This window comes from Luteolibacter sp. (assembly GCF_039920825.1).
Classification (GTDB): domain Bacteria; phylum Verrucomicrobiota; class Verrucomicrobiia; order Verrucomicrobiales; family Akkermansiaceae; genus Luteolibacter.
The window spans coordinates 56,967-70,785 of record NZ_JBDSCX010000085.1 but is presented as its reverse complement, the minus strand read 5'-3'; the positions used below and the strand labels follow the sequence as shown (position 1 = coordinate 70,785).

At 59.7% G+C, this 13,819-nt stretch carries 5 protein-coding genes; 3 read left to right on the top strand and 2 right to left on the bottom strand.

The features are described from left to right. Positions 1–79: 79 nt before the first annotated feature. A complete protein-coding gene (locus ABIQ96_RS24970) occupies positions 80–913 on the bottom strand; it encodes an alpha/beta hydrolase (RefSeq protein ID WP_348217383.1) in 834 nt (277 codons plus the stop codon). Beyond that, positions 910–4,098, bottom strand: coding sequence for a T9SS C-terminal target domain-containing protein (locus tag ABIQ96_RS24965; RefSeq protein WP_348217382.1), 3,189 nt, complete (start codon positions 4,096–4,098; stop codon positions 910–912). The genes ABIQ96_RS24970 and ABIQ96_RS24965 overlap by 4 nt, the downstream gene beginning before the upstream one ends. Positions 4,099–4,518: 420 nt before the next feature. On the opposite strand from ABIQ96_RS24965, the gene ABIQ96_RS24960 reads away from it, so the two are divergent. From ABIQ96_RS24960 to ABIQ96_RS24950, 3 genes are all read left to right on the top strand, one after another. After that, positions 4,519–7,887, top strand: coding sequence for a malectin domain-containing carbohydrate-binding protein (locus ABIQ96_RS24960; protein ID WP_348217381.1), 3,369 nt, complete (start codon positions 4,519–4,521; stop codon positions 7,885–7,887). A 96-nt stretch (positions 7,888–7,983) separates the two neighbouring features. Next, a complete protein-coding gene (locus ABIQ96_RS24955) occupies positions 7,984–9,654 on the top strand; it encodes a pectinesterase family protein (protein ID WP_348217380.1) in 1,671 nt (556 codons plus the stop codon). Positions 9,655–10,075: 421 nt separating this feature from the next. Further along, positions 10,076–13,804 carry a pectinesterase family protein gene (locus tag ABIQ96_RS24950; protein WP_348217379.1) on the top strand — a complete coding sequence of 1,243 codons (3,729 nt, stop codon included), beginning with the start codon at positions 10,076–10,078 and terminating at the stop codon, positions 13,802–13,804. The last annotated feature ends 15 nt before the right edge of the window (positions 13,805–13,819 follow it).

Below are 13,819 nucleotides of genomic sequence, written 5' to 3'. Positions count from 1 at the left end.
CTGAGAGACGAAGGACGCCGTAAATCAAGCCTTCTGCAAACGATGTTGAAATTTGGGAAGCAACTTTCCCGATTCGCAGCTAGCCATTTCCTAACACCTTAGTCAGCCACACAACGATCTTTGCGGGGTAGTCTGGGCTGAATTTCGGCCAATCCGAAATCCGGTGAGGAGCGCCTTCCAACGATACGAATTCGCATGGCACCTTCGCCTTCTGAAGTTTTCCTGCAAACGCAAGGGTGTCCTCATGACGAACCGACTGATCAGCCGTTCCCTGCAACAACAGGAATGGCGGCAATCCCGGCTTCACCTCTTCCGCCGGGGAAATCGCGGCAATTTTCGCGAAAGCGGCCTCATCCAGCTTCTCCGGCAAGATTAACAGGTTTTGCAGCGACTTGCTAACCACGCCGCGACGCCGCGAGTCGGCGACAAGATCCGCCGCCGGGGCGACTCCCACGACGGCCTGAACGCGTGTGGAATCATCCGCGCGGATGGCTGCAAGCAGGGCAAGCTGCCCTCCGGCCGAGTATCCGATCAGCGCGATCCGTTGGGGATCGCCCTTGTATTGGCGGGCATGCGCTTTCACCCAGCCGATCGCCATCCGCGTATCATCAAAGCAAGCGGGCCACGGATGTTTCGGAGCGAGACGGTAGTTGATGGAAAACCATGCGAATCCCGCTTTCGTCAGGGGCTCGAACAGAGCGTCGATGTCCTGAGTCTTGTCCCCGCTTCCCCAGCCTCCGCCGTGGATGATGATCGCGATGGGAAAAGGTCCTTCACCCGGCGGCACCCGGGCATCGAGGCACAGGCTTTCTCCTCCGGCATTTCCGTATTCGATGTCCTTCATCACCTCCTCAGCACCGAGCATGGCGGACGAAGCCAGAAGCAAACCCATCAGGCGGACGATCCTTCTCATGGTGTGGAGGCGCTGATTCGATAGAACGATTTGGAAGACCCCGCGCTGGAATCGCTAAAGGTCCAGTCGGATCCGTCACCGGTTTTGGACTGGCCTACGACATTCTGCCAAGTCCCGCTTCCCAAGCTCGCCGACTTCTGGAGCTGATAGGTATGGCCGTTGTAAAGATGGAAAAGCGCCTGGAAGGAGATGCCGGATTTCTGCGACTGTAGGATGCGGAGATCCGTTGGATAAATGATTGTGCCTCCGGAAACATTCACAATTCCGGGAGGAGGATTTCCCAGATACGTTAGAAAATCCAGCGTGCCCTGGTTGGTCCATGTTCCCGCAAGACTGATGGGAAGCGTTCCGGAGAAACGCGTGGTTCCGGAATTGGTGATATTTCCGCTTACGGTGAGAGATCCACCGCCGGTGAAGACATAGGGCGTGCTTCCTTTAACGGTGATGCTTGAGGGATTGAGAACGCCCGTGATCTGAATGACCGGATTGACAACTCCCGCATCATCGAAGATCACGGCGTTGCCATTCTGATAGGCACCAACAACGCTGCCGTTGAGCCAGTTGCCGGAGGTGGTGTCCCAGATATTTCCACCGAGCCAGCGGCGTTCCGCCAAAAGCGGATGAGAGGAAACGGCGATACCCACCTGGCGGGTGACTGTGGTGCCTCCGGCGCTGATCGTGAAGGAGAACCCGGCGACGCCGCTGAAGGCATTGGACGGCGTGAACAGCACCGTGTGCGCGTCGGCGGTTAGGGCGACGGTTCCGTTGAGCGGCGCGGAAAGCGAGAAGACTGCACCCGTGAATCCTTTGGCAAACGGTGCGAGATCGACGCGCAGCGGATTTCCCGGTGCCGTGTAGCCATGGGGCTCGGCCATCCAGTTGAGATAGTTTTCAAGCGCGGTGTAGCCATCGCCGTCGGCGTCGCTGTTGCTTTCGGTGAAATTTCCGGCCGTGGAATTCGGATTGAATCCCTGGATGCTTTCCCACCAGTCCGGCATGCCGTCGTGATCGGTATCCCAGTTCGCGGGGCGTGTTTCCTGAAAATAGTTTTCCCATCCGCCGACATCATTCTGCGAGTTCGGCAGACCCGGCGATCCACCGTATGGTCCTGTCCCCGTGTAGGTGTAGGTGCCGTTTTTTGTTTCCGTGATCACGCGGATATCGTGGTCATCAATCATCGGCTGGCTGCATCCGACATCGGATAGAACGATCTTGTAGGCATCGCCGGCGGATTGGACAGTCGCGTAGGATGGAAAGAACGGTGTCGACACCCATGGACTGTAGGTCGTCGGCGGACTGCCGCCATTCTCGCCTCTGGCGGTGCGGGCGAGCGTCTGGGTGGATTCGTCGAAATGGCCGGGCATCACGTTGCCGGAAACGTAATACTGTTGGGTGCCGGGAAAATTCCCGTAGTCCGCGATCAGCCCGTAGAATTGATCCGAAGCCGCGCCGGGTTTGTAGTAGTTGTTCACGAAATTCACCTCATGCGCACCGCCGTCGGTCGTGCGATGACCCCAGTTATAGACGACGTTGTTGAAGATATCGAGACGGCCGGAGAAATATCCGGCGGCGTCCAGGCCACCTCCCATGCTCCAGTTGCGACCCTCGTTATGGGCTAACAAATTGTGGTGGAAGCTGCCCACGTCGCCGCCGATGGTGGCCGCATAGCCGTGCTCCGTTCCCGCGGGGTAATTCTGATGTCCGGCGATGTTGAGCGCTTCGGAAATCAAAACCCGCTGGAGCGTGACGTTCTTCGAGGTGCGGGTGCTCATTTCCTCGTCGATGCCCCAACTGATGGAGCAATGGTCCATGATAGTGTGGTTGCAGCCCGCCATACCGGATCCGTTGAGAGTGACTCCGGCGATGTTTCCAGGACGCGAGCGCACATGGCGGATGATGTTGTCGTTCGCTCCGCTCATGCCGAGCGCGTATTTCCTAACACAGATCCCCTTCCCCGGAGCGGTCTGCCCTGCCAGAGTGATGTAGGGCGATGAAATCGTTAGTGCGGACTCCAAGGTGATCAGCCCGGAAACACCAAACACCACGGTCCGCGGGCCGTAATTTCCCGAAAGCGCGTCGCGCAGGCTGCCGGGGCCGCCGTCGTTGAGATTGGTGACTTCCACCACTACCCCGCCGCGTCCGCCGCGGGCGAAACGTCCGTAGCCCTCGGCTCCGGGAAACGCGATGTGCCGCGGCCGGAAATACCAGACAGTGCCCTTGGTCGCGTTTCCGACGGAATCGATCTCATCCACCCGCCAATAATAGGTGAGCATGCTGCTAATGCCGGCCACCTGATAGTTCGAGGCCGTTTGATTGCCCTTGAACTCGGCCGATGCGGTCGTGGCGTTTTTCACCGCATTCGTGTCGGTTCCGAAATAGATGTTATGGGAAACCGCGCTGCCCGCGGTGGCCGGACTCCAGGACAGCGTGACGTTGCCGGTGTCAGCATTCACATGTTCGTCGCCGTCGTTAGGAACCGGCGTATTGGCGATGCGGGTGGAGTTGGGTGTGTCGATTTCAAATCCGTTGATCACGACGTTTTTGATCGTGACGGCAGGCGCGGTGCTGATCTCGGCGGTGAAGAGCAGCGTCGTGACGGTGGCTGGCCCGGCGACATCGAACTCCACATAAGAGATCGGAGTGAGCGGGTTCGTCGCCGCACGGATGGTCGGCTGGAGATTGTCGATGACCAGCGTGCCGTTGACACGAACGTCCATCGGTCCAAGCGATCCGGCGGTCAGGGCGTCCCAGTGATTGTGATACGTTAGAATCGTGTGATGTCCCACACTGAGTCCGGTGACGGACATCTGGATCTCACCGCCCGTCGCGAGGTTCGCGGGGGCGACGGTGAACCCGTCGGAAACGAGCCGGGCAGTTCCCTGCGCTCCCGTCTGATACCAGTTCGTCAACAACCCCGTGCCCCCATTCGCCGCGGATGTAGCGGTTTGTGAGAAGGAAACGCTGACGCTTTCCCCGGTCAGGGTGGTGAACGACTTGGTCGCGGCGGCCGTGCCTGAAGTCGCGCCGCCGGTGGTGTCCGCGCTCCATTTCACAAAGCCGACTTCGGTGACACTGTCGAGATTCTTGGTATCGCGATTGATGTCCACCTTCAACTCGCCTGCCTGAACGGCCGGCAGGCCAAGGAGGAGCGCCAAAACAAACGGGGATTCTCGGAAAAATGACATTGGGTTTTCAATTTACTGAAACCGGCTGGAGAAATCCCCATATCGGGAAAGCGCCACCATCTTCAAAGCGGGGTTTCTCCGCGCATCCCTAAGGATATAGCGAAAAAGTAAGCCACCACCCCGGCGACGTAAACCCATCCTTTCTGCAAGCGGCATTGAATAATGAGCATGCGTCATCGGGTGAATGTCCGCACGGCGTGCTGACCGAAAGGGCCGTAGTCCGATCCCGGCCCCCGATAAGACCCATGATAAATTGTTAGTTACCGGCGATTTTCCCCCTGTTCCTAAATTTCAAGCAGGTTTGCAGAATCGACCTGTATCCCAAACCCACCGCAGTTGATTGGATTCATATTTCCGTTGTTGGAGCTCCTTCGCCCTGTGGCATTGCCGGCTCCAACTCGGAAACCTAACAAAAATCCCATGAAACCCAAGGTATTGAAATCCCATTGCTTGAGATCCGTCAGTTTTTGCGGCTGCAATCTCGTTTCCAGTCCCTCCTCTCTCATCCGTCTCCTCTTATTCGGATCTCTGGCACTCTCCACGGCAGCAACCGCCGCCACGTCAACCTGGGACGGCGGCGGTGCCGATGCCAACTGGAGCACAGCCGCGAACTGGGCTGGCGACTCCGCGCCGGTCTCCGGGAACGACCTTGTTTTCGCAGGATTCGTGGGAACATCGGCTGCTAACAATCTGGATACCGCCACCGCCGGAACCTTTCTGGTCAACAGCATCACGTTCGCCTCCGGAGCCGATCAGTTCAGCCTTTCAGGAAACAACCTCAACCTTTCCGGCAAAACCGTCACGAACAACTCCGATATCCTGCAGTCCATCGAGGCCAAGATCGAGGCCAACAACGGATTCACGGTAAATACCTCCGCCGTCGATAGGGACGTCTATTTGACGGGCTCTATCAATACGACCACCGGATTCAACAAAGCCATCAACAAGAACGGTGCCGGGAAACTGATTTTTAACGGCACCCAGAACACCTCGTGGGCGCTCAACGTGAACGCCGGCACGATGCAGGTTTACAACGGCAACAACGCCGGCCAGGTGCTGGGCTTCAGCGCGAGCATTGCCGCCGGTGCCACTCTGGCCACCGAAAACAGTGATGTCCTCCACGGCGGATCCAGCGTTCAGATCAACGGCCTTCTGGACCTCGGCGCGGCTGAGGAACAACTCGGCGTCATCTACGGCACCGGCATCGTGACCAACCACGGAGATGGCGTTGGCGTCACCCTGCTCAGGATGGCCCGCTACGGTTCCAACAACGGCATCGATACCGGCACCACCCGCACTTGGTCCGGCACGATCCAGTACGGGACGGAACCCACCGCCGTTCAGATAGAAGGAAACAAGAGCCGCACGGTCACCTTCGCCGGAGCCAATACCTACACCGGCAACACCACCTTCACCTCCACCACGGACTCGCTGATCCTTGCGAATACCGGCTCGCTGGCATTCAAGATCGGTGCTAACGGAGTGAGCACAAGGATCACCGCAACCACCGCGCAGACCACCGCCACAACCACCTTCAACGGTATTTTCAATATCGACCTGAGCGGCGCCGAGATGATTCATAACAACCAGTGGACGCTTGTGGATGCTGCCAAGCTCAACGAGACTTACAGTGCCACCTTCAGCGTGGCGGCACCCTTTTCAAAAACCGCGACCGGCGTGTGGACTTACACCGACGGGTCGAATAATACTTGGACCTTCACCGAAGCCACCGGCGTGCTGCGGTTCCAGGTGCCGGCCGGCCGGCCTCCCGTCACGATATGGAGCGGTGCTGGCTCGGACGCAAATTGGTCCACTGCTGCAAACTGGAATGTCGAAGTTCTTTCCGGCGATGATCTGTTATTCACCGGCAGCACGCGGCTTGGCAATACCAACAATCTCGCCACCGCTTGGGACACGGTGAACTCGGTCCCCGGAGCGGTCACGATTAAAAGCTTCAAGTTCGACGCCAGCGCTGGTGCCTTCACGCTCGGAGGAAACGAAATCTACTACGACAACAAGACGATCCTCAACCAGTCCGCGGCGACCCAGACGGTCAACGTCCCCATCCGGGCCACCGCTGGCTTTACGGTGGATACTTCCGCAGGCGATGTCGTACTCGGTGGATCCCTCGGCACGACCGCCAGTTTCAATAAACCGCTCACCAAAACCGGAACCGGAAAGCTCGTTCTCAACGGCACCCAGTCCACCTCGTGGGCGCTCAACGTGAATGCCGGCACGATGCAAGTTTTCAATCCCAATACCGGCGGCCAAGTGGCCGGATACACTGGGAATATCGCCGCGGGCGCCGCCCTGTTAGCGGAAAGCGGCGATGTCTTTCACTCCAGTGCCAATGTCCTGATCAATGGCACGCTCGACCTCGGAGCCAGCGAGCAGCTCGGCGTCATTCGAGGAAACGGGGTGGTGACCAATCACGGCCTCGCCGGCGGCACCACGACATTGCGCATGAACGCGCTGGGGCTGGGCGACGGCTACACTTGGAACGGAACGATCAAGGACGGGGGCAATGTGACCGCAGTCGGTATCGAAGGCACCACCGGGCGCACCGTGCAGTTCAGTGGCAGCAACACCTACACGGGCGACACCACCATCCTCCAGCCAAGCGAGTCATTCACCCTCGCCTCCGGCGGCTCGTTGAAACTCAAGCCCGGTGCTAACGGAGTGAGCAACAAGATTACCGCGACCACCGCGCAATCCGGCACGACGACGCTGGACGGCAGGCTGATCCTCGATCTCAGCGGAGCCAATATCACTAACAGCAATTCGTGGCCACTCGTTGACGTGACAAACCTCAACGAGACCTTCGGTTCAAACTTCCAGCTCGTGAACTCAGCCTACGTGCCCCCCACCGCATACACGATAAATGCCGGAGCCGGAACTTTCGGCGGCTTCGGAGAGGACAATGGCTTTGTTTCCGGAGGCTCCGACTTCAATTCATCTAACACGATCGACCTGAGCAGCGTCACGAATCCCGCGCCGACCGGGGTTTACCAGACCGAACGCTACGGCAACAGCACCTACACCTTCCCCGGACTCGGTGCCGGCGCCACCTACACGGTGCGTCTGCATTTCGCCGAAGTCTATTGGGGAAATGTCGGGCAGCGTGTGTTCAACGTGCTGATCAATGGCACGACAGTGCTCCCCAATTACGACATCGTCGCGGCGGCGGGCAGCATCAACAAGGCGGTGGTTCAGGAGATCCCGGTCACCGCGACTCCCGGCGGCACGATCACGATCCAGTTCGTGACTCTCGTCGATAACGCGAAAATCAATGGCATCGAGATTCTTCCGATCGGCGGAGGCAGCGGTGCGAATTTCAGCGAAACATCGAACGTATGGACGATGGTGGACGGCAGCAAAACATGGACCTTCAGCGAAGCGACGGGAATGCTTTCGCTCGCCGTCGCCGGATCGGGAGGCTACAGCATCTGGGCCACCGCCAACGGCATTTCCGGGCAGCCAGCCTCTGGAGACTTTGACAATGACGGCCTCACCAACCTGATGGAATACGCCCTCGGCAAGGATCCCAAGGTGTCGAGCACACCCGCCGGAACCTACAATGGTAACTTGATCACGTTCACCAAGGGTACGGAAGCCATTGCCAACGGTGATGTTTCGTGGACCATCCAGAAATCCAATGACCTCGGAATTTCCGACCCATGGAGCACCGTGGTTACGCAGCCCGCAGCTGATCCGGCCGCCACGATTTCCTACACACTTCCCTCCGGATTGCCGAAGGTCTTCGTCCGCCTCCGAGCCAACGGGCAATGACGAGTCCCCGATTATTTCACTAACAAACCGGCGGTCCCCCATTTCGGGGACCACCTTCTTGCTTCCTCTGTCCGAATTTTCACGTAAACAAATCCGATGATCCGAGTTTTCGCCATCCTCCTATCCCTCGCCTTCCTGTCTGCTTCAAATGCTGATACTCCGGCAAAACCCCACATCGTCCTCGTGGGCGACTCCACCGTCACCGACAATGCCGGCTGGGGCCTCGGCTTCAGGCAATTCCTCGCCGACGGCGTAAAACTTACCAACACCTCCCGCGGCGGCCGCAGTTCCATGAGTTTTATCAAAGAAGGCTCTTGGGAAAAGGCACTCGCACTGAAGGGCGACTACTATCTGATCCAGTTCGGTCATAATGACGAACCCGGAAAACCGGGACGCTCGACCACGATGGAAGAATACCGGAGCTACATGAACCAGTATGTGGACGATGTCCGTGCCGCGAAAGCCACACCCGTTCTCGTCACTTCGCTGGTCCGCCGCCAGTTCAAGGACAAGAACGATCCCCACAAGATCGACTCCAGCCTCAACGTCCGTGCGGAAGTCGTCCGTGAGATCGCCAAGGAAAAGAAAGTGCCATTGATTGAACTCCACGACCGCAGCAAGGAGCTTTGCGAAAAGCTGGGACGCGAGGGATGTCTCGCTTTCAGCCCAACCAAGGAAAAAGGAGAATACGACGGCACCCACCTCAACGAAAACGGCTATGTCCTTTTCGGACGCATCGTGGCGGAGGAACTGCGCAAGGCGGTTCCGGATCTCTCTCCACTGATCCTTTCCGAGCCCCGCAACGCCAGCCCGGTGGCTGGTGAGAAAACCTATGACGCCGTCGTCGCCTTCGATGGTTCCGGCACACAAACCACGATCCAAGCGGCCATCGATGCCGCCCCAACGGATGCCACGGTTGCCAAGCCACACCGTATTCTGGTGAAGTCCGGCGTTTACAAGGAGCATGTTGTCATTCCATCTAACAAGCCATTCATTCAACTGCTCGGTGAGCCAGGCGAGGCGCCGAACACCGTCATTTCCATGGCCACCAACGTGAAAACACCCGATCCAGCGAATTCGGGAAAACTGCTTTCCGCCGAAAACAGCTCGACCATTCTCATCACCGCATCCGATTTCACCGCGCGTAATCTCACCTTCGAGAACACCACCACCCTTGAGGGCCGCGTGCAGGCACTGGCCTGCTTCATCACCGGCGACCGCACCGCCTATTACGGCTGCCGCTTCATCGGTTGGCAGGACACGCTGCGTCCCGACGCGCCTAACGGGAGAATCGCCCGCCATTACTTCCGCGACTGTGAGATCACCGGCCACGTGGATTTCATCTACTCCGCAGGCACCGCTGTCTTCGATCGCTGCCACATCCACTGCCGGGCCGACGGATACATCACCGCTGCCAGCACCCCGGCCTCCACGCCTTACGGATTCGTCTTTCTCGACTGCAAGATCACGACCGCACCTGAGGTTAAACGCGGCGTTTTCCTCGGTCGCCCGTGGCGTCCCGATGCCGCGGTGGCTTTCATCCGCTGCGACATGCAGGACAGGATCGTTCCCGAAGGCTGGCATAACTGGGGTAACCCGGAAAACGAGAAGTCCGCCCGCTACTCAGAATATCGGTCCACAGGCCCGGGTGCCCGGCCCGAGGCGCGCGTCCCGTGGGCCCATCAGCTCAGTGACGGAGACGTTCCTGCTTATACCGCGAAAAACATTCTCGGGGGAACCGACGGTTGGAATCCTGGCACCCCGTGAGCGGGCAGCCTGGCTGATAGACCGGACTTCAGCCGCCCGCATTCATCGGCACCGCGGAAGACGACACCACGGCGTCATCGTCGTTCGCCAAATCCATCGACGCCGCCTATCCGGCAGTGAATCTCCCCCATCATCTGTGGGTTCTCCGGACGGGCGGCCACGGGGCCTTCACCATCGATGCAGCGGGCAATGGATCGGCCGTTTCCTGCCACGGCTTGAGGAGAACGGCATTCGCTAACAATTACGCGCGCCTGTTTCCGGGCCGCTGATTTTTCAACTCGAAATGCATATCCACGGAGTGTCAGACCCGACATTCCGGGATAGGGTTGTGATCCGCCAAAACCCGGGCTCCGAACCCACAACCCGCGGATCAATCGATTTCCCCCATTGGGGCCGACACGTGCCCGGGATTTTCCATATCATGAAACGAAACATTTCTGCCCCCGCGCAGTCCCTCCTGCGTTCATCCGCCTTGGCGCTCATCTGTGCTTTAGCCAGTGCCGCAGCCCTTCACGGCGGCACGATCAACGTGGATATCAACAGCAGCGCCGCCGAAAACTACACGGGACTCGGCATCGTGCCGGGTGACACCGGAACCACCTGGAACGCCCTGACCATCGGTTCGAACCTGACCAGCGTGACGATCCCTGCCGGCAACGTGAAGGATTCGCTGGGAAACACGCTTGCGGGTGTCTCGGTTAACATCGCCAGCAGCAATGGGACGAGCTTCATCAGCCGCTACTCCACCACCGGCAACACGACTCCGAACCCGGCCCTGCTAATGAGGGACTACACCTTCAGCGGCACTTACAACGTCACCGTCAGCGGACTCGGCGCGGGTGCCTATCAGTTCTGGTTTTTCGGCCATGGTGATGTCTCCAACCAGACCGGCACGCTCGCGGTGGACGCCACCAATGGCGGAGCCACCGGTTCCACGGCCGACAACGCTCTGGCACGTGACATCATCAACGGCGGCAACGGCGTTTCCTACGTTTTCGTGGACGGATGCACCGTCGGAGCCGCCGGCACTTTCAAGTTCCAAGTGGGCAATTTCCTGAACGGTTTCCAGCTCACCACCTACCCGGTCCCCGTCATTGCCGCCCAACCGCCGCCGACGCCCAGTGCCACGCTCGGCAGCGACTATATCGTCACCGCCAGCGCCACCGGTCCCGGCACGCTGACCTATCGCTGGCAGAAAAATAACGTCAACATCTCCAACGGTCCGACCGGCAACGGCTCCACCTATGCGGGCGCCACCACTAACACGCTGACGATCCAAAACCTTCAGAACGCCGATGCCGGTGCCTACCGCCTCATGGTCACGAATGTCGGCGGCTCCACCAACAGCAATGCGTCCGCCCTCACGGTGACGAGCACACCGCAGGCCCCCTCGGTCTCCAGCCATCCCCAGGACACCACGGTGCTTGCCAACGGCACGGCGGTTTTCAACGTGGTCGCCAACGGCAGCGCACCGCTCACCTATGTTTGGAAAAAAGGCACCACCGTGTTAACCAACGGCGCCTCAGTAAACGGCTCGGTGATCTCCGGCGCGAACACCGCCAGCCTGTCCATCGCCAATGCCCAGCTCGCCGACGCGGGTTCCTATCTGGTCGTGGTCGGCAATACGGTGAACACGGCCACCAGCAACAGCGCGGCGCTTGCCGTCAACAAGGTGCCGACCATCACCACGCAGCCGGTGAGTGCGACCGTGGCCGTCGGGCAGCTCCAGTCCCTCTCAACGGTCTTCGGCGCGAGTTTCCCGGTCCCTGTCTATCAGTGGCAGAAGAGTTCGGACGGCCTGACATGGACGAATGTCTCCGGTGGAAATACCCCGACTTTGCCGCTCACCGGCTCGGTAGCGAACTCGGGATTCTATCAAATCACCGCGACCAACTCCGTGGGATCGATCACCAGCTCGGTCATTTATTTCGGCGTGGCCAGCACCCAGCCGATCACATTCGCTCCGGGGAACAACCCCACGAACATCGCAATCGACCAACAGCTCCGCCTCACCTTCCCGTCCACCCCCAAGCTCGGTCTCTCCGGCGCGCTGCGAATCCATGATGCTTCGAACAATGCCGTCGTCGCCACCATCGACCGCTCCCAGTTCGTCGGCTACACCCTGTTCGGTGGCACTATCATCAACTCCATGAAACAGACGGTGCAGGGCAAACAGATCTATTACCTGCCCATCGCAATCTACGGCAACGAGGCATGGGTCACGCTCGGCGTCACACAGCGTCTTTCCTACGGGAAAACCTACTACGTCACGATGGATGCCGGCCTGTTCGTGGACTCCAGCAATGCCGCGGTTCCCGCGATCACCAGCACCACCGCGTGGCGGTTCTCCACCAAATCGGCCGCCCCCGCGACGCCCACCACGTCCACCGGGCCTACCGAAATCACCGTCGGCATGGATGGCACCGGTGATTTCGCCACCGTCCAAGGCGCCGCCGACTGGGTCCCGCAGAACAACACCCTGCGGCGCAATATCCACGTGAAACCCGGTATCTATCGGGACGTTGTCTATCTGGGATCAGGGCGGAATTTCATCACCATCGCCGGCACTGGAGCCAGCCGCAACGATGTCCAACTCATCCACCTCTACCCTGCGGAAGTTTATGGCGATGGAGCGCGCGGCTTGGGCGGCCTGCGCATCGACAGCAACGATGTGAACGTCTGCGACCTGACGGTGGACAACGGCGTTTACGTCGCACAGCCCAACCTGGCCGGAGCCTTCGCCCCCGCCGCGCCGGTGTTCGCCGGACCGATCAATACGGTCGCCTCCACCGGCAAGCGCCTGGTGTTCGACAACATCCTCATGAAGGGCGGCCAGGACACGCTCTACACCATCAGCGGCATCGCCTATTTCAACAAATGCGAGATCTGGGGCAGCGTGGACTTCATTTATGGGGACGCGCTCGCCGTCTTCGACCAGTGCGACATCGTGGAAATCCGCAACACCGGAGGCCCCATCTGCGCGCCCAGCACGCCTTCGGCCCAACCTCACGGCGAGGTGTTTCTCAACTCCCGCTTCCCGCGCGCTTTGGCGACTAACGGCTATCCCTATGATGTGAACACCGGCTCCACCACCTTCATGCGTCCGTGGCGTCAGGACGGCGCAGTCGCGATCATCAACTGCAAGCTCGACACCCAGTTCAGCACCAAGGCGTGGGGAGAATGGGACGGCCGTGAAAACACCTGCCGGGCCCGTGAATACGGCAACACTCTGATCGCCGGCGGTGCCGCCCCCACTGCGGCCCAGCGTCAGGCGGCAGGTGCCTACTGGCTCAACACCATCGACCCTGACTACACGGGCAGCTCCATGTCCCCCACCGACGCTCTGCTAGTTTCCCCCGGCGGTGTCACAAACCGCCAAGCCGTCACGATCAATCCAGCTGACTACACGCTAACAGCCATTTTCGGCCATTCGTATTTTGCCGCGGATCTGACCGGTTGGATGCCAGCACTGCTGCCCCGCTTCACCACACAGCCGACGGGAGCGAGTGTCAGTTCCGGCGCTCCGGTAACCCTCTCCGTCGTGGCGACGGGCAGCCCGACTCCGACCTATCAGTGGTTCAAAAACGGCTCGTCACTCGGCGGCCAAACCAATGCTACCTTCTCACTGGCCGGTGCTGCCGCCACCGATGCGGGAAGCTATACCGCGACGGCCACCAACTCCGCCGGATCCGTGCAAAGCTCTACGGCGGTTCTCACTGTCACCAGCCCGTTCATCGGCTGGTCTGAAGGATTCGGGATGAACCCCGCAACGGACGGAGCTCCAAGCGCGGATCCGGACAAGGACGGAGTGGTCAACCTGCTGGAGTTCGCCTTCGGCATGGCCCCCACCTCGGGCGGTCTCGGAGTATTAACCTTCAGCGGAGGGACACTGCTGACGACCGGCCTGCCCTCGGCCCAACGAAGTCCCGGTTTCACCGCCCGCTTCATCCGGCGGAAGACCTATGCCGCCGATGGACTAACCTACACCCCGCAGTTCAGCACCGGACTAACCGGTTGGGATAACAGCAATGCCACACCGGCCGTGATCGCATCAAACGCCAACTACGATCTTGTAGAGGTGCCGTTTCCAGCCTCCGTCAGCGGCGGGCCGCCCCACTTCTTCCGGGTCAACGTGATGGTCACTCCCTGAACGATCAACGCGGGC